Origin of the sequence: Chryseobacterium taeanense, assembly GCF_900099685.1 — a bacterium.
GTDB lineage: Bacteria > Bacteroidota > Bacteroidia > Flavobacteriales > Weeksellaceae > Chryseobacterium > Chryseobacterium taeanense.
On the sequence record NZ_FNDW01000001.1, the window covers coordinates 223,329 to 242,538 of the forward strand.

Genomic DNA, 19,210 nt, shown 5'->3' on the forward strand with positions numbered 1-19,210 from the left:
ATTTGTTTAATAATTTTCAAATATAATAATAAGTGGTTGAAAATTTAGAAATGTTTTGTTCCTAAAATGGAATTCTTTCTAAAGTCATTTTTAATGATAAGGCAAAAACGCCTGACGAAACAAAAAGAACCCAGTCTTTCTGATTGACCTTAAAAATTTTAAGTAAAATAAATAGGATGAGTAAAATTCCGAAAACTATCGCAATTTGTCCCAGTTCCAGCCCGATATTAAAGCCTAAAAGAGGTAATAAAATGCTTTGGCTTTTGGCAATCATTACTCTTGCAGTATTGGCAAAACCCATTCCGTGGATAAGTCCGAAAATGAGAGCTAAATAATAATTAGCTTTCATCAGGGTGTGCTTTTTATTTTTCATGAGAATATTATCCAATGAAGTCAGAACAATTGTCAAAGGAATGAGAAATTCTACCCAGGCAGAATTAACTCTAACGATATCAAAAGTGCTTAGCGCCAGCGTGATTGAATGCCCAATGGTAAAAGCTGTGACAAGAATTAAGATTTTTTTTAAATCATTAAACGAGTAAACGGCAATCAGTGCCAAAACAAAAAGCTGATGGTCAAGTGCATCTAGAGAAATAATATGTTCCCAGCCGAGCTTTAGGTAGAATAAAAAATCCTGCATTTTCTAATAATATTATTGGAATGCGATGATACAAAATTTATTTTAACTTTGTGTAAAATTAAAGTGATGAATGTTACCATAGAAATAGATAGAGAGCATTATTCCTTCGTTAAAGAACTCTTAGAAAAATTAGAAGGAGTTAGGATTGTTAAGACTGATTATGAAACAACTGAAGGCTTACCAACACATGTATTTGAAAAAATCGAAGAATACGGTAAATCTTTGAAAGATGAAGATTTGATCTCAAAAAAGGATTTCTTTAAATTTATTGATGAAGAAATATGCAGGTTGAATTCTCAGAAATAGCAAGAAAAACTTTAGCTGAAAATGTAGAATTTCTTAGAAAAACATGGACTGATCGAGAGATTACAATTTTTCTTGATGATATTAAAAAAATTACAAATGATTTGGAAAATGGAAAATATCTTCAATTCCGAAACTCATCCTTTAAAACAAAAAGCGTATTGATTGGCAAAAAGCATGTCAGAATGTTTTTCAGAAAAGAAAATGAGGATAAAATAATAGTCCTTCTTTTCTTTGATATGCGGCAGGATACGCAAAAAATTATTGACTTATTACAATGAAAAAACTACTTTTCTTTTTTCCTATTCTTTTGATTCTTTTCTCTTTTACCGGAACGAAACATCCTTATCATGTTGGCTCTGTAGAAATTAATTATAGCCAGAAATCGAAGACTTTTGAAATTACCGGTCGTTTTTTTCTGGATGATCTGGAAAATGCTTTAAACAATAAATACGGAAAATCGCTGCATTTTAATGATGCTAAATTTAAAAGCCAGCTCAACGAATCCCTGAAAAACTATGCTGTGGAATATTTTAAGCTTAAGGCAAACAACAAATTCTTAAACGTAAATTTTGTCGGTTATGAAGAAGACCATGAATCTGTAAATATTTATCTCGAGTCTGAAAAAATCGACAATCCTAAAAAAGTAGAAGCAGCTGTAAGTTTTCTTTACAACTTATTTGACGACCAGCTGAATATTGTTCATATCATCGTAAACGGAGAAAGGAAGAGTGAGAAACTTACTTATCCCAATCGTTATTTATTCCAACAGTTTTAATTGTTTTTATCTAATTAATAAATTTATTTTGATTTAACATAATATAGTGTAAATTAGGTAACTTTGCTGCTTATTTTTATAATGAAGATGAGAAAAGCAATTACTATTCTTAGTATATTATTGTTTGTAGTGATAAATGGACAGGAAGGGAATACTACTATTTCTGATACTGTCGCTGCTCAAAAGGATTCACTATTATCCTATTCTAATCAGTCCGCTGAATATTCTTTCACGAAAAATCAGGATAATAAAAATGACATCTGGGGACATTTGAAATATGATGTTGCGACGATGGCCGGTGGCTTCGGAAATGCTTTTACACGTCCTTTATCCTGGGAGAAAAAAGATTATCTGAGGTTGGGTGCTACAGTAGCTGTAGTTGGAGCTATTTATCTTGCAGATGAGGACATAAGCCGTACTTTTATACGAAACAGAGAAGATGTTCCTAATGTTTTCAGAAAATTCGGATGGTATTTTGGGAGTCCTCAGATCAATTATGGTATTACTGGTGCGGTTTATGTGACGGGACTTTTAGCTAATAATGAAAAACTCCGCAGAACGGGAGTTTTAATGATTACCGCTGCAAGTGCTACAGGAGTTATTCAGCAGATTTCAAAAACAGTTACGGGAAGAGCCAGGCCGGGAGCGGGATTGGGAAAGCATTTTTTTAAGCCCTTCGGTCAAGATGCTAACTTCAGGAGTTTTCCTTCCGGACATACTGTTCTTTCTGTCACCACGAGCTATGCATTGTCTAAGCAGTTTAAAAATCCATGGATAAAAGGAGGAATTCTGGCAGTCGGATCTATTGTTCCCATCTCAAGAGTACTTGATGGTGCCCATTGGTTTTCTGATGTGACATTAAGTGCAATTATGAGCATTGCCATCGTGGAAGGAATTGATAAATTTATGAAAAAGAACGGGAAGTATGAAGAGGATAAAAAATACAATATGGAACAACGTCCTGTTGGTAAAATCGCATGGAATATTAATGCCGGACCTTTAGGGCTGGGAATTGTCGGACGTTTTTAATTTTCCAATTGTAGAAGGGCATTGATTCCTTTTGCGTGTTCCAGTACATCGGGAAAGAAATCATCATAACATTGCTGTAGAAAATCTTTATTTTTCAAAAAAGCATCGTGAACCGGAATATCCGTATGCAAATATTTTGCTTTGTTAAGAACATTTCTCATGCTGTAACCGATGTTTTCTTCATGACGGTAATTATAAAGCCAGTCTCCTTCTTCCATTTTTGAAAGCATTTTTTTGAAATTTTCAGGAAGAAATTCGTAATTTTTGTTTAAAACACGATAAACATTTAATGAATGATCTTTCCAGCCTTGCAAAGAATGTAAGCTTAAATCATTCGCCACGAAATAATCCATCGCTACATCAACAAAAGCTCCGGCATACAATCTTACCAAAGGCGCAAAAACTTTTTTAGCTTCATGAATGGCAGGATGAGAATCTGTAAAAGTATCAATCGCACGGTGTAATGTAATGCCGTCCTGAATGTCTTTTGGAAAAGAAAAGCGATCTCTGTTCCGGATAAAGTCCTCCAGAAACTGGCCGACAATTTGTCCGTCTGTGAAAGTAAGGAAAGAGTGCGCAAGGTAATTCATGTTTTAAAGTTATGAATTATGAGTTGTAAATTATAAGTTGATCACGGCAATTAATATAAACTATTATCGATAAAGGGATAACTCAAAATTTATCACTCATAACTTTTTAGAACAATCTTTCGTGAAAATCTTCAATTTTGCTTACTTCTTCTATCTTGATTCCAAATTTTTTCTTCGGAAGCTTATTGAGATTTGAAATAAAAATTTTCTCATAGCCTAATTTTTCAGCTTCAGTAATTCTCTGTTCTGCCTGTGCAATGGGTCGGATTTCGCCGCTTAAACCAATTTCTCCAGCAAAACAATAATGTTCGGAAATCGCAATATCTTCGTTGGAAGAAAGAATGGATGCAACAACTGCCAGATCTAAAGCCGGATCATCGGTTTTTATTCCTCCGGTAATATTTAAGAAAACGTCTTTTGCTCCGAGCTGAAAACCTGCTCTTTTTTCAAGAACCGCAAGAAGCATATTTAATCTTTTGGCATCAAAACCGGTGGAACTTCTCTGTGGAGTGCCATACACGGCGGTACTTACCAATGCTTGAATTTCCAATAGCATCGGACGGTTTCCTTCCAATGTTACGGCTATAGAATTTCCGGAAAGTTCTTCAAATTTTTTGGTAATTAAAATTTCGGAAGGATTTTTAATTTCTTTTAAACCCTGCGAGATCATTTCGTAAATCCCAATTTCGGAAGTTGATCCGAAACGGTTTTTATTGGCTCTCAATAATCTGAAAAGATGATTTCTGTCGCCGTCAAAGTTCAATACAACATCCACCATATGCTCCAATACTTTCGGACCGGCAATCTGTCCGTCTTTTGTGATGTGACCGACTAAAAATACAGGAATATTATTTTCTTTGGCGTATTTAATAATCTCGTTTGAACACTCTCTGATCTGGGAAACTGTTCCCGGTGAACTTTCAATCAGTTGAGATTGTAATGTCTGAATAGAATCGATAATCACAAAATCAGGTTCAAGTTTTTTTGCTTCCTGAAGGATCTTTTCGAGATTGGTTTCCGTAAAAAGAAAACAGTTCGGATTTTGAATATCCGTTAAGCGGTCGGCTCTCATTTTAATCTGCGAGGCACTTTCTTCCCCGGAAACATAGAAAATCTTTTTCTTCATTTTTAAAGCCAACTGAAGCAGTAAAGTAGATTTTCCGATTCCTGGTTCACCACCAATCAATGTGACGGATCCTAAAACGATGCCTCCACCCAGAACTCGGTTGAGTTCCTCGGAAGGGGTTTTAATTCTTGGTTCTTCGCTGGTTTCAACCTCTATAATATTGATGACATGTTGTTTTGATTTTGAAAAAGGCGGAGTTTTGTGTGAAGATGTTTTTTCTACGATTTCTTCCACTAAAGTATTCCATTGTCCGCAGTTTTTGCATTGTCCCATCCATTGAGAGTACTGTGCACCACAATTTTGACAGAAATATGCCGTTCTAAGTTTTGCCATACTGCGAAGTTCAAAATTTTTTTTGAATTTTTCTTTCTAATTTTATTTAATTTTCGGGGATGAAAAATATTTTTTTGAGTTTGATAGTTTTTGTGGTCATGTCTCTTTTGCATGCGCAGTTAACGGATTTTATCGTGAAATATCTCCATCTTCCGGGAGGAAGTTACGGGATGTATTCAATGTTTATTCTTGTTTTCTGTTCTGTTATTACGGCAATCGGGTTAGTAACGGTGATTATTTTTAGAAATCATTATTATTCAATTTTGCGGATTGCAATCTTGTTTGAAATTATTTATTTGTTGTTTTTAGTGATTTCAGGAAATAATCCTTTCATTTATTTTTCAGAATCTAATAATGAAAATCTCCTTAAAATTTTTATGTATGTAATTTCATTTGTCATTTTATTTATGATGTACCTCATTCATTTACTTTATACAAAAACAATTGATAAAAATTCAAAAAGCTAACATAGATCAACGCCGTTTTATAAGAACAGGCTTACTTTTGTATCAGAATTTAATTTAAAAAATATATACAATGAAAAAGATATTTTTAACTTTTGTATTTGCACTTTTAAGTGTTATAGGTTTTGCACAGACAGGATGGCAGGTAGATCCTATGCATTCATCCGTTAATTTCAATATCAAGCACATGGGAATCAGCTTTGTGCAGGGAAGATTTGATAAGTTTGAAGGTAAAGCGATTACCAAGGGAAATAATCTTGATAATGCTGAACTAAGCTTTAGTGTTTATGTAAGCTCAATCAACACCGGTGTGGAGATGAGAGACAACCATTTGAAAAGTGCCGATTTCTTTGATGCTGAAAAATTTCCTTACATGACTTTTGTAACAAGCTCTGTGGTTAAAGAAAAAAATAATTCATATGTATTTAAAGGGAAGCTGACGATAAAAGATGTAACGAAAGAAATCAGTGTTCCTGTTACTTTCGGTGGGGTTACCAAAAACCAGCAGGGTAAAGAGGTAATGGGTTTCCAGGCTGCATTTAAAGTAAATCGTTTGGATTACAACATCAAATATGATCCTACGGGAGCTGGTGTTGCAAAAGATGTTGATGTGAACTTATATTTTGAAATGGTTAAGCAATAATTTCATATAAATTTGATTTAGAAAAAAGGTTTTCAATTGTGTTGGAAACCTTTTTTTATATTTGAATAAAATTAAATGTATGATTAAAATAAATGAATTAAGATTTAATAACTGTGTAAGTAAAAATGGTGAAGAGAAAATTTTACGAGTTAACTTATATATATTACAAAATATTTTATATGGGAATTCAGAGAATTATCAACCTATAAAGTTAGATGATAGTTGGTTTCATAAGTTTGGTTTTGAGATAAATCATGTGGGTTTTACGGATAGTAATTTAAGTTACATAACACTTGCTGAATTTATTAATTTAGAAAACTATTATATTTTACGCTTAGCACAAAATCAGATAAGTGTTAAAATAGAATATGTACATGAGTTACAAAACTTATATTTTACTTTGACGAATTGTGAACTTGAGCTTAAAGAAAGAATTTAAAAAGAATTTTTGAGTTAATATATTTATAATATAAATTTAAAATCACAACAAAATTGCTTTGTATTTCTTTTTCCCATAACTTTGCACAAACCTAATCTAATGAGTAAAAAGAATACAAAGTACATCTTTGTGACAGGAGGTGTAACTTCATCTTTGGGAAAGGGAATCGTTTCTGCTTCTCTGGGCCTTCTTCTAAAATCACGCGGCTTCAACGTAACCATTCAAAAGCTTGATCCTTATATCAATATCGACCCGGGAACATTGAATCCTTATGAACATGGAGAATGTTATGTAACCGAAGATGGCGCGGAGACGGATCTGGATTTAGGACACTACGAGCGTTATCTTGATGCTCCGACTTCTCAAAATAACAACGTTACTACAGGGAAAATCTACCAGACTGTCATTGAAAAAGAAAGAAAAGGAGACTTCCTTGGGAAAACAGTTCAGGTAATTCCTCATATTACGAACGAAATCAAAAGAAGAATCAAAATTTTATCGAAACAGAACTACGATATCATTATTACAGAGATCGGTGGAACTGTGGGAGATATAGAATCTTTGCCTTACATTGAAACAGTTCGTCAGTTGAAGTGGGAGCTGGGTGAAAATAATTCTATGGTAATTCATCTTACTTTATTGCCTTATCTTGCTTCAAGCGGAGAATTAAAGACAAAACCTTCTCAGCATTCTGTTCGTCAGTTGATGGAGAGCGGAATAATGGCGGATGTTTTGGTTTGCCGTACAGAACATAAAATCCCAAAAGATCAGAGAGCAAAACTGGCTCAGTTCTGTAACGTTCCTTTAGATAATGTTATTGAATGTAAAGATTTAGATACGATTTATGAAGTTCCGATGTATCTTCAGAAACAAAACTTTGATGATGTAGTTCTTAAAGAATTAGATTTGAAAAGTGATAAAGATGCAGACCTTAAAGACTGGAAATCATTCTTAAAGAAATTTCAGAATCCTAAAAAATCTATTGAAATTGCACTGGTTGGAAAATATGTTTCTCTTCAGGATTCATACATTTCAATTGCGGAAGCGTTCAAACATGCAGGTGCAGATCTGGAAACTGAAGTGAAGGTAAGATGGGTTTATAGTGGAGATTTAACTGCTGATAACATTAAAGAAACTTTAAAAGATGTAGATGGAATCCTTGTTGCTCCAGGTTTTGGCGACAGGGGAATTGAAGGGAAAGTTTTAACGGCTCAATATGCAAGAGAAAACAAAGTTCCAATGTTGGGAATATGTTTGGGAATGCAGATCATGACTATAGAATTTGCGAGAAATGTTTTAGGATATGCAAAAGCCAATTCTATGGAATTCGATACTTCTACCGAGCATCCTGTGATTTCATTGATGGAAGAACAGAAAAATGTTGTTGATAAAGGTGGAACAATGCGCCTTGGAGCATGGAAATGTGCTTTGAAGAACGGTTCTAAATTAAATGAGATCTATGGTGCTAAAAATATAACGGAGAGACATCGTCACAGATATGAATTCAACAGCGAATACATTGGCGAATTTGAGAAAAACGGCTTTCTGGCTACAGGTACAAACCCTGAAACGGGATTGGTCGAAGCGCTTGAAATGCCGGATCATCCTTTCTACATAGGGGTGCAGTATCATCCTGAATACAAGAGTACGGTAGCAACACCGCATCCTTTATTCAGAGCTTTCATTAAAGCTTGTACAGGAAAATAATGATAGTATTTATTCAGACTTCAGGTTTTAAAAATCTGAAAGTATGGGTATAAAGTAATTATAAATTATAAAACGTCATATATAAACTCAGGCTGATTATTCTCAGCCTGAGTTTATTATATAGTAATATATTATAGTATAGAGTTTTGATAAAAAAACAGTATTTTTGTCGACTCAAAATATATTACACAATATATAAATAGGTAAAAATTTTAATAAAAATAAAATGCAACAGAACAACGGACTCGATAAAAGTCAGATTATCAGTTTTGCGGTTTTATGTTTAGTACTTTTCGGATTTATGTTTTATTTCCAGAATAAACAATCCAAAGAGGAACAGGTAAAAGCTGAGCAACAGAAAACCGAGCAGGTAAAAAATGCCGTAAAACCATCTCAGGCAAATAATATCAATCCTAATGTCACCCCTAATGCCATTCAGACTGCAAATCTTTCCAATAATGAGTTGAAGGTTGAATTCAACAGTCTTGGAGGACAGGTTTCAAAAGTAGAACTTGCAGAGTATAAAGCATACGATCATAAAACAGATAATGCAGATCTTCCGCTTTATCTGATTACAAAAAATAATTCAAACTATGGCTTCCAGTTCAGGGATAAAACAGGTAAGGTAATCAATACCAAAAATTTGGTCTTTGCTCCTTCTGTTAATGGAAACGCTGTAACAATGACGGCTAATTACAATGGTGCTGTCATTCAGTTTGTCTACACATTACTTCCGAAATATACCCTTGATTTTAAAGTAAGAACTCAGGGGCTTGCTAAAATTACTTCCGACAATAAAGCCGATTTTATCTGGGATTACAGTGTAAGAAATCTTGAAAAGGGTAGAGCTCAGGAACAGTCTCACTCGGAATTCTCTTATGCTTTCAATAATTATAAAGATTATGATTATGACGGAAGAACGACGATGGAAGAGGAAAAGGAAACCCTTAACTGGATTGGTGTTAAGCAGCAGTTCTTTGCTTCCGTGATTGAATCTAAAACAGGTTTTACCCATAGTAAAGGAAATCAGGAAACGATTGAAGAAGGCGAATATCTGAAAAAATTAAACTATGAAGGTTTTGTTCAGATGACAGGCAGTGAACTGAATCAGGATTTTACCTGGTATTTTATGCCGCTGGATTTACCTTTGTTAAAATCTTATGATAAAAACTTTGATGAAATCCTTCCGTTAGGTTGGTCTTTTATCGGCTGGATGAACAGAGGTTTCTTTATCCCGATGTATAATATTATTGCCGACTGGGGACTTACAGCAGGTTGGGTGATTTTCCTGATGACCATCATTGTTAAATTGATCTTATCACCAATCATGTACAAACAGCACAAGCTTAGTGCTATGATGAGAGTGATCCGTCCTGAAATTGATGAGGTAAATGCCAAGCTGAAAGACGCAGATCCGATGAAAAAGCAACAGGCAACGATGGAGGTTTACCGGAAAGCTGGTGTTAATCAAATGGCGGGATGTCTGCCGGCTTTGGTTCAGATTCCTATTTTCTATGCACTATTCAGATTCTTTCCTAATTTTATTGATTTGAGAGGTAAAGGTTTCTGGTTTGCAAAAGATTTAACGGCTTATGATGATATCATTAAATTACCATTTAAAGTTCCGTTCTTAGGAGATCATTTAAGTATTTTCGCTATTGCTTGTACGATTGTGATTTTGATTTATACTATCATGACTTCAGGTAATATGCAGCAGCCGCAACAGGAAGGAATGCCAAATATGAAGGTGTTGATGTATATCTTCCCGATTACATTCTTGTTCTTTTTGAATACTTCTGCGTCTGGTTTGTCATGGTACTATTTTGTATCGAATGCGATCAATATTTTGATTATTCTTGTTATTAAATATGTAATTCTGGACGAAAAGAAAATTCACGCACAGATTCAGGCTAATAAAGAAAAGCCTAAAACTGAAGGGAAATTCCAGAAACGAATGAGAGAAATGATGGAGAAAGCTCAGGAGCAGCAAAAGTATCAGGAGCAACAAAAAAATAAAAAGAAATAAATTAGAAAACGAGAAGCAATTGCTTCTCGTTTTTTTATTAAATAACATTAATTAGCATTCATCTTTTATGCTGTAATCTAAACGAAACGATCTTCTGTGGTATTTTGTTGGTCCAAATTCTACTAATGCCTGTTGATGTTTTTTTGTTGCATAACCGAAATTAGTATTCCATCCATATTCAGGATGCTCATCATGAAGTTCAATCATTAATTTATCCCTGTAGTTTTTCGCTAAAATAGAAGCCGCGGCAATAGAAAGTACTTTAGAATCTCCTTTGATAATGCATTCATGAGGAATGTAATTATAAGGATGAAATCTGTTTCCGTCAACTAAAATCAGTTCAGGACGAATCGTAAGCTGATCCAAGGCCAAGTGCATGGCATGAATGCTTGCATTAAGGATATTATGTTCGTCGATAAATTCGGCGGGAAGTTCAGCAATGGCATAATCTTTAACATTATCTTTAATATACTGGTCAAGATCCATTCTTGTCTTAAAATTCAGCTTTTTGGAATCATTAACTAAGCTTTGATTGAAATTGTGATCTAAAATAACTGCTGCTGCTACCACAGGGCCGCATAAGCATCCTCTGCCGACTTCATCGCATCCTGCTTCAATATAAAAGACCGATCCTTTTCTTAATAAATCCATAAGTGTATTATAAAATATGTAAAATTAAAGATTTTTGAGTAAATGGGGTGTTTGAAATTTTATAGTTCAACCATTCTTGTCTTTAAAATTCAATATTTAGAATCATTAACTAAATTTTGGTTAAAGTTATGATTTAAAATCCCAATACGGCTAGGACTTTGGTCTTATAAGCAGTCTCTACTATCTAATAATGCCCTGCTTTAGCACAAAAAAATAGACTTTTTTTTAATAAATTCATAATTATGTTATTTATTATACCATAATAACATATAAATTTAAATATTTTTAACAAAAATATTTGTTTACGTTAAGAAAGTTTTACATATTTGCAGAAATAAAAATAATCAATTTAAATATGAAGAAATTAACTACAAGTGTTTTAGTTGTGGTTCTTACATCCTCTTTTATGGTTGTAAAAGCGCAAAATGCACAAGGTGATACTTTAAGAACCCAAGACATTCGTGAAGTGGTTGTTACAGGGGCACTTGGCATCAAAAAAAGACAGGATGCCGTTGTTACTAGTAACAAAGTTATTGACAATAAGGAGCTTAATCAAGCTGTTAATCCTAATGCTGCTCAGGCGTTAACTGGAAAAGTTCCTGGTTTACAGATAAATACAACAAGTAATTCTGTTAATAGTCAGGCGACAATAACAATTAGAGGTGCAAGATCTATTTCGGGTAATAATCAAGCACTTGTTGTAATTGACGGTGCTATTTCTACTCTAAGCATTTTTCAACAGTTACCACCTGAAGCTGTTGAAAGCGTAAATGTTATAAAAGGACAACAAGGTTCAGCATTATACGGTGAAAGAGGTAGTAATGGAGTTATTGTAGTTACAACAAAAAGAGGTACAAAATCCGAAAAAATTCAATTTACGTTGACATCTTCTATAGATGTTTCTAGTATTTATAAAACTCCTATTCGTCAACAACTTTATGGACAAGGTTGGGTTGGAGAGCCAACAGACTTTAGCAGTACTGAATATGGTGGGACGAATTGGGTTCCTTATGAGAATGGTAGTTGGGGTCCTGCGTATTCTAATCCTGATATTGGAGGACAATTATTAATTGCAGGGATGCCTCAACCTGATGGAAGGTTAAATTATACAACCTTTTCTCCTAAGAAAAATAATATGGATAAATTCTTCAGAAATGGAGTACTAATGCAAAATGGTGTTTCGATGAATGTTGGAGGGAAGGATTCTTATTCATTTTTATCATTAAATAGAGTTGAGAATGACTTTATGATTGAGGGAGATAATTTAAAAAGAAATACAATTTTTTATAAAGGAGGGAAGCAATTAGGGAAATTTAGAGTTGATGCAACATTTAATTTTATTGATCAGAATACTTCGCAGACTTCAGGTAATTTATATGCAAATCTTTTACAAACACCAACAAATATAAATGTAAGAGATTATGCTAATGGAGGAATGTCTGGACATTGGACTGCTTTTGCTCTAAGTCCTTATTGGTTAAGAGATCATTTTCGTAACGATTCAAATACAACTACTTTTAATGGTATTGTATCTATGGGGTATGAATTTACTAAAAATATTAGTTTGTCTTATACCGGGAATGTTTCTACTGTTTCAACAGTTACAGAGGCTCATCAAGATGCATTTGGTGTGACTGAATCAAATAATCTCACATATGAAGGCACAGGTACTGCATACGATGGTACTACCTTTTTAGACTATGGTTCGACCCCTATTACATCAGGATATAATAAATTTGTCACAAAATCTTGGAGATATTATGGAGATTTAATGTTAAATTTCAACTATGATTTAACTGATGATCTTAATTTTAAATTGAATTTAGGTAACAATATTCAAGATTCTAAAGAAGAATATTCGCAGGTAGGTGGAACTAACTTACAAATTCCAGGATGGTATAATATTCAAAATGTACTTAACTCTACCCCGTGGTATAGTCTTAATAATGGTAAGTATAGAAAGAGAAGTGTTGCATGGTTTTCAAATTTAGATTTAGGATATAAAGATTATTTATTCTTAAATGCTACTTATAGGTTTGAAAAATCTTCAGCTTTAAGTATTCGTGAAACACCATTGATTGGAGAGGAAGGTAAGCCTCTAAGAAATGACGGATATTCTTACTACTCAGTTGGGGCTTCATTCATCCCGACAAAGGCATTTGCAAACTTAACAAATGGAAATATTCTTTCATATGCTAAAGTTAGTGGAGGTTTTACCAGAACTGGTAACTCTGTAATCGATGCATATGCAGTGGATGAAGTTGGTGTCTTTCCTACAGGCTTTCCTTTTGGCTCACTTTCCTCTTATATTATAAATAGAAATCCTGTTTCACAAGATATAAAGCCTGAATTTAACAATTCATTAGAAGCAAATTTGAGCTTAGGATTTCTTAAAGATAGAATTACTTTCGATGGGTCTGTTTATCAAACAAAAACTGATGGCTTAATTACTAACAGTGGAGTATCAAATACTACTGGTTTTAGTAATGTATTAGATAATGCTGGATCAATGAGGAATAGAGGTTTTGAATTGGAACTGGGCGTAACACCTTTTAAATCTAAAGATTTCGAATGGAATTTAAAGGGATCTTATGCTACTTATAAATCTGTAGTAACGAGCTTGGAAAATGGTGCGATTAGTGTTCCTAGAGGGGCATCAGGATATGGGATTCCTGCCGGACTTTATGCGGTTTTAGGAGAAAGTGCCAATACAATTATGGGAACTGCTTATCAAAGGGATCCTGAAGGAAGAATCATCGTAGATGACTTAGGTTTACCTGTTGTAAGTAGTCAGTATAAAGTATTAGGGAAATTAGATCCGGATTATATTTTAACATTCAGTACATCTATTAAAATTAAAAACTTTACTATTAGTGCTGTTGCAGATTACAGAACTGGAAATAGTTTTGTTTCTGAAGCTAAAAACCTAATGTCTTATGTTGGTACTCTTGAAAAAGAAGCTGATTTCGATCGTTCTAAAGGATATGTAATACCAAATTCAGTTCAGAATACAGGAACAGCTGCAAACCCTGTATATGTTACTAATACAACAACAGTAGGAGATGACCCAAGTTATGCAGGTACTGTAAATTATTTTACAACTAACTACGGAAGTGATATTGCTGAGGAATTTGTGATTGACGGCACAGCATTAAAAGTAAGAGAAATTGCTGTTAACTATTCTATTCCAAGATCTATTTTAGCGAATACATTTGTTAATAGTATGAGTATCGGAGTATATGCAAGAAATCCGTTTGTAATATATGCTAAAGATAATAGGAATTTTGGTGATCCTGAGATGCAGACTGGAGCTAGTTTAGCAGTAAGTCAATATCCAACAGCAAGAAATTTTGGCTTTAATTTTAATATAACTTTCTAACATTATAAAAATGAAAAAGATTAAATATATAATATCATCACTTATAGTAATGGTTTCATTAACTTCTTGTGATAAATATTTGGATGTTAATGAAAATCCAAACTCAATTCATTCGGAGAATATTACTCCCGAGTTATTGTTCCCAGGTGCTGTAGCTCAGTCATATAGGGTTCAAGCTGGTGATATGATGCAGTTTGGTAATTTGATGATGAATTCATGGGCTGGGGATGTGTACTCATATGGAGGTTTATATCCTAATGAGTTTTCTCTTTCTGCTGTTAATAGCCAGTTCTACGATGGTATATGGGATAATATTTATCAAAATGTTAACAATTTTGTTGCTATTGAAAATTATCCAAATGGAAATCATAGACAGGATAGCTATATTGCAATGGCAAAAATTATGAAAGCTTTTTATATGCAATATATTGTTGATCTATATGGCGATGCACCGTATACGCAAGCTTTTAAAGGACAAAATAATCTTGCACCAAAGTATGATAATGATGCAGATATTTATAAATCTCTTATAACAAATCTGGATGAGGCTGTAGCTTTAATAAAAACAAATTTGGATACTCCAAACCCTGATGTGTTAGATCCTGGTGCTAAAGATATTGTTTTTGGTGGTGATATGACAAAATGGAGATCTTTTGCTTATACTGTCAAGTTAAGGTATTTATTAAGAATGTCAAATGTTACTGGAGAATTAGCAACATATCGTGATGCACAGTTAGCAGCATTAAGTACTGCGTCAGGTTCAGGAGCAGGTTTTATTAGTGGAGATGTATTAGAGAATCCTGGTTACGGTCCTTCTACTAATGATAAAATGAGTCCTGTGTTTCTTAACTATTTTTATAATTCAGCAGGAAACGAAGTTCAAAATCATATTGTTATTACGGCTTCTGAACATCTAGCTATTGCACTAAATGGGAATTTGAGCGCTAATCCAACGCAAGAATATCAGAAATTTAATGGAGTAATTGATCCTCGTAGGTTTAGATTGTTTACCGGTGTGGTGTATAATGGTGTAGGCCAAGTGAAAGGGGTAAGGCAAGGTGCTACCGCGGGTCAGCCTGGAGCTCCTACAGATAATCAAAATGTATCCAAGTTAGCAAATGGTAATGTAGTAGGAGGTGCTACATCAGGTTCTTTATTGACAATAGGTGGTTCAAGAAGTGGTGTTATTATGTCTCTTGCAGAAGCAAAATTTTTATTAGCGGAAGCAAGTTTAAGATACCCTACACTATTTACAGGTGGTCAATCTGCTTTTAACAGTGCAATCTTGGCTTCTGGTAATTGGATCGGAGCTAATAGTATTCAAATGAACAACTATATTAGTCAAATTTCAACCAGGCCAGGTTTAGGCTGGACCGGAACTGATGCACAAAAATTAGAAGCAATTATGACACAGAAGTGGATAGCACTTACCAATGTGAATCCAACTGAAATGTATATTGAATATAACAGAACTAACTTGCCTTACAATCCTGTTGCTGTATCTGCTGTTAAAACTAGGAGACCTTACAGGTTAGTTTACCCTAACTCTGAGTACGCAACCAATTCTGCAAATGTTCCAAATATTTCCAGCGATGTTGTTTTTACAAAAAACCAATACACTCCTTTCTGGAATCAAAACTAATAATTAAAAATTAGTAACAAATATAAACCGTCATTTTATGGCGGTTTTTTTATTTCCCAAACGTTAAAATTTCATTTTTGTGAAAATTAAATATATGCAACGCATTGCTTTTTGTGTTGCTTATAATCATAAAAAAGTGATTTGATATCGTGTAAACAATTGTATATCACTTTGTAATGACATTATTATTCTTAGAATAACAAATAGATACAAACAATTGAATAATTTTGCTTTTGTCATAATTATAACAATTTAAAATTTGTTGATATTTGTTAAAAAAATAAATATTAACTTATTTTAATAGATAAAGTTATGTTTTTTATCAATTATGTTGAATAAATGTTAATTTTTGCCAATTTTATTTTGCTGTTTTGAGAAAGTTTTTAAACTTTGTTAAGCAAAATTTAATTTGATATGAAGAAAATAACAACGGGTGTACTGGCATTGGTACTATCCTCATCCGTAGCTTTAGCGCAGGCACAGCAAAAGAAGAGTGATACAGTAAGAACGCAGGACATCGAAGGTGTAGTCGTTACTGCACTGGGAATTAAAAGAGAAAAAAAGGCATTGGGATATTCTACCCAAACGGTTGATGCCGCAGATCTTACAAAATCTCCAACAAACAATTTTACGTCCAACCTATCGGGTAAAGTATCCGGTTTACAGGTAAAGTCAGTTTCCAACTTTGGAGGATCTGTTGATATTGTGTTAAGAGGCTATAAATCTATTACAGGTAATAATCAGCCATTATTTGTAATTGATGGCGTACCTATGATTAATGCAAATAACAATACATCGGCTCAGTCATTACAGGGAAGACCGGGCTACGACTTCGGAAACACCATTTCTGATATCAATCCTAATGATATTGAAGAACTAAACGTACTGAAGGGAGCGGCGGCAACAGCGTTGTATGGTTCCAGAGCACAAAACGGTGCGATTATCATCACCACTAAAAAAGGAAAAAAAGGAAAAAATATAGGAATAGAATTTAATTCGTCAGTAAGTGTATCAGCAATTAATAAAGAAACCTTTCCTACTTACCAAAAGCAATACGGACAAGGTTACGGATATTATTATGGTCCTGACGAAGATTCACAGTTTGCAGAATACAACGGTATGCCTATGGCACCAACTACTGAAGATGCTTCTTACGGAGCGGCATTCGACCCTAATTTGATGGTTTATCAATATGGAGCATTCATTCCGGGATCTCCTACTTATGACAAAGCTACGCCTTGGGTGGCTGCTAAGAATGATCCATCTAAATTTTTCCAAAAAGGAGTTAATTACAATAACGGAATATCTTTCGCTAAAGGCGGAGAAGCAGGCTCTTTCAGATTATCTTTTAACAACCAAAATGGATCTGATATCATGCCCAATACTTCTTTGAACAAAAATACAATCACGGGTAATGCTTCTTATAAATTAATGGATAACCTTAATGCAACGATAGGAGCTACTTATGTCACTCAAAATGTAAAAGGACGTAACTCTACAGGTTATAGCGGGAATTTGATTTCCGGTTTCAGACAGTGGTGGCCCGTTAACGTAGATGTAAAAGACCAGCAATATTTTTATGCAAACTCCGGAAATAATTATACTTGGAATATCGCAGGACCTGATAATCTTACGCCGGCTTATTGGAATAATCCATATTTTCAGGTGTATGAAAATGCTGTTTTTGATACAAGAGAAAGATTTGCAGGTAATTTCTCTCTAAGCTACGATGTTACTAAAAATCTGAATTTATTAGCCAGAATAGGAACCGACGGCTATACCCAGAGAATGGAAGACAGGAAAGCTGTAGGTTCTATACCGGAACTGATGGGATTTGGATTAACTGCAATTGAACAGCCGTCTGGGTTTGCAGTGATGCAGATACAACAAAGAGAGACGAATTATGACTTTATAGCCAATTATAAAAAAGATTTTGATAATGGGCTTAATCTAAATGCATTGTTAGGGACTAATTTAAATGTAATAAATTTCTACAGCAACTCTCAATCAACTTCAGGAGGTTTGTATGTTCCTGGTTTATACTCTCTTGCAAATTCATATTCTAATCCTCCTAAAGCACTTACTATTGATAATACGAAAAAAATTGCAGGTATTTTCGCACAGGCAAGTTTAGGATATCAGGGAACATACTACTTAGAAGGTACGGTAAGAAGAGATCAGTCATCTGCCTTGCCAATCAATAACAACGTGTATTGGTATTATTCAGGATCAGCAAGCATTGTATTCTCAAACTGGAGTTTCCTGAAAGGAGGTGTGATGAATTTTGGAAAACTTAGAGCTTCTTATGCAGAAGTGGGAAGTGATACTGGTGCAGATCAATTAAGAAATCAATACATTACTTCTACCTCATTTGGTGATTTGCCAATGATTTATTATAATATTTCTGAAAGGAATCCGGATTTAAAGCCACAAAGATCAAAGCAGACCGAACTTGGTTTGAATGCACAATTCTTTAAAAACAGACTCGGATTCGATGTCGCCTGGTTTAGAAATGACGCATTTGACCAAATTTTGGCCTTACCCGTGTCTTATGGTACCGGTGTTGCAACAAAAATCCAAAATGCAGGAAATTTAAGAACTGATGGTTGGGAGTTGGCATTAAATATCACCCCTCTTAAATCTGACAACTTCAGATGGGATGTAAATGTAAACTGGTCTAACCCTCAAACTAAAGTTACAGAGATAGCTCCTGGTAATGAAAATATCACATTAGGATCTTTTCAGGGAGGTGTTACAATCAATGCGAGTTTAAATGATCTGTACGGAACCATTAAAGGTACAGACTATGTTTATACAAATGGTCAGAAAACTGTAGGAGCCAATGGAAGATATCTAATTTCTTCTTCTACTAATAATGTTATTGGTAATATGCAGGCAGATTGGTTTGGCGGAATAATTAATAAATTTTCTTATAAAGATTTTCAATTGTCATTCCAGATTGATTGGAGAAAAGGAGGAGATATCTTTTCACTAGACCAGTACTATGGTTTGTCTACAGGGATTTATCCTGAAACTGCCGGACTCAATGATTTAGGAAATCCCGTGAGAAACCCAATAAGTCAAGGGGGCGGGGTAATATTACCGGGAGTAAAAGCCGATGGCTCAGTAAATGATATACGGGTATCAGGTCAGAATTATGGACTTTATGGATATCGATACTCACCTGCTTCAACATTTGTATATGATGCCAGTTTTGTGAAATTAAGAGAAGTAGCCGTATCTTATAGTCTCCCTTCGAAATATTTAACAAATACTTTCTTTAAAGGACTTACATTTAGTGCGATAGGAAATAATTTATGGATCATTCATAAAAATTTACCATATGCGGATCCTGAAGCTGCATTAAGCTCAGGGAATGTTCAGGGCTATCAGTCTGGTGTAATGCCAACTACAAGAGTATTTTCTTTTAGTATTAAAGCTAACTTCTAAATTAATCAGA

The 19,210-nt window shown here is 34.2% G+C and carries 15 protein-coding genes; 11 read left to right on the forward strand and 4 right to left on the reverse strand.

Annotation, left to right across the window (positions count from 1 at the left end):
* Positions 1-61 precede the first annotated feature (61 nt).
* Positions 62-640 carry a HupE/UreJ family protein gene (locus tag BLR30_RS01065; protein ID WP_089853411.1) on the reverse strand — a complete coding sequence of 193 codons (579 nt, stop codon included), beginning with the start codon at positions 638-640 and terminating at the stop codon, positions 62-64.
* Positions 641-706: 66 nt separating this feature from the next.
* Between BLR30_RS01065 and BLR30_RS01070 the strand changes: the two genes are divergently transcribed.
* From BLR30_RS01070 to BLR30_RS01085, 3 genes are all read left to right on the forward strand, one after another.
* A complete protein-coding gene (locus tag BLR30_RS01070; RefSeq protein WP_089853415.1) occupies positions 707-946 on the forward strand; it encodes a hypothetical protein in 240 nt (79 codons plus the stop codon).
* 274 nt (positions 947-1,220) lie between these two features.
* Positions 1,221-1,721: a DUF6702 family protein gene (locus tag BLR30_RS01080; RefSeq protein WP_089853423.1), complete on the forward strand. Its 501-nt coding sequence runs from the start codon at positions 1,221-1,223 to the stop codon at positions 1,719-1,721.
* Positions 1,722-1,808: 87 nt separating this feature from the next.
* Positions 1,809-2,750 carry a phosphatase PAP2 family protein gene (locus BLR30_RS01085; protein WP_175443572.1) on the forward strand — a complete coding sequence of 314 codons (942 nt, stop codon included), beginning with the start codon at positions 1,809-1,811 and terminating at the stop codon, positions 2,748-2,750.
* Here the strand turns inward: BLR30_RS01085 and BLR30_RS01090 are convergent.
* Together BLR30_RS01090 and radA are read right to left on the reverse strand one after the other, a co-directional pair.
* Complete coding sequence (locus BLR30_RS01090) at positions 2,747-3,340, reverse strand: acyl carrier protein phosphodiesterase (protein ID WP_089853429.1); 594 nt, start codon at positions 3,338-3,340, stop codon at positions 2,747-2,749. The genes BLR30_RS01085 and BLR30_RS01090 overlap by 4 nt on opposite strands.
* Before the next feature lie 106 nt (positions 3,341-3,446).
* Positions 3,447-4,799, reverse strand: coding sequence for a DNA repair protein RadA (gene radA / locus BLR30_RS01095; protein ID WP_089853435.1), 1,353 nt, complete (start codon positions 4,797-4,799; stop codon positions 3,447-3,449).
* A 59-nt stretch (positions 4,800-4,858) separates the two neighbouring features.
* On the opposite strand from radA, the gene BLR30_RS01100 reads away from it, so the two are divergent.
* The 5 genes from BLR30_RS01100 (at position 4,859) to yidC (ending at position 10,078) form a co-directional block, all read left to right on the forward strand.
* Complete coding sequence (locus BLR30_RS01100) at positions 4,859-5,266, forward strand: hypothetical protein (protein WP_089853438.1); 408 nt, start codon at positions 4,859-4,861, stop codon at positions 5,264-5,266.
* Between the two features lie 70 nt (positions 5,267-5,336).
* Positions 5,337-5,906, forward strand: coding sequence for a YceI family protein (locus BLR30_RS01105; RefSeq protein ID WP_089853441.1), 570 nt, complete (start codon positions 5,337-5,339; stop codon positions 5,904-5,906).
* Positions 5,907-5,985: 79 nt separating this feature from the next.
* Positions 5,986-6,345, forward strand: coding sequence for a hypothetical protein (locus BLR30_RS01110; protein WP_089853445.1), 360 nt, complete (start codon positions 5,986-5,988; stop codon positions 6,343-6,345).
* Between the two features lie 99 nt (positions 6,346-6,444).
* Positions 6,445-8,052: a CTP synthase gene (locus BLR30_RS01115; protein ID WP_089853447.1), complete on the forward strand. Its 1,608-nt coding sequence runs from the start codon at positions 6,445-6,447 to the stop codon at positions 8,050-8,052.
* Positions 8,053-8,278: 226 nt separating this feature from the next.
* Positions 8,279-10,078 carry a membrane protein insertase YidC gene (gene yidC, locus BLR30_RS01120; RefSeq protein WP_089853452.1) on the forward strand — a complete coding sequence of 600 codons (1,800 nt, stop codon included), beginning with the start codon at positions 8,279-8,281 and terminating at the stop codon, positions 10,076-10,078.
* 51 nt (positions 10,079-10,129) lie between these two features.
* Here the strand turns inward: yidC and BLR30_RS01125 are convergent, their stop codons facing one another.
* On the reverse strand, positions 10,130-10,729 hold the full coding sequence (locus BLR30_RS01125) for a ribonuclease HII (protein WP_089853455.1): 600 nt from the start codon (positions 10,727-10,729) through the stop codon (positions 10,130-10,132).
* A 298-nt stretch (positions 10,730-11,027) separates the two neighbouring features.
* Between BLR30_RS01125 and BLR30_RS01130 the strand changes: the two genes are divergently transcribed.
* From BLR30_RS01130 to BLR30_RS01140, 3 genes are all read left to right on the forward strand, one after another.
* Positions 11,028-14,108 (forward strand): SusC/RagA family TonB-linked outer membrane protein, encoded by a 3,081-nt coding sequence (locus BLR30_RS01130; protein WP_228400674.1) that lies wholly within the window; start codon positions 11,028-11,030, stop codon positions 14,106-14,108.
* A 10-nt stretch (positions 14,109-14,118) separates the two neighbouring features.
* Complete coding sequence (locus tag BLR30_RS01135; protein WP_089853461.1) at positions 14,119-15,750, forward strand: SusD/RagB family nutrient-binding outer membrane lipoprotein; 1,632 nt, start codon at positions 14,119-14,121, stop codon at positions 15,748-15,750.
* A 414-nt stretch (positions 15,751-16,164) separates the two neighbouring features.
* The gene (locus tag BLR30_RS01140; RefSeq protein ID WP_089853465.1) at positions 16,165-19,200 is read left to right on the forward strand and encodes a SusC/RagA family TonB-linked outer membrane protein; all 3,036 of its coding nucleotides are present in this window, start codon (positions 16,165-16,167) and stop codon (positions 19,198-19,200) included.
* Positions 19,201-19,210 lie beyond the last annotated feature (10 nt).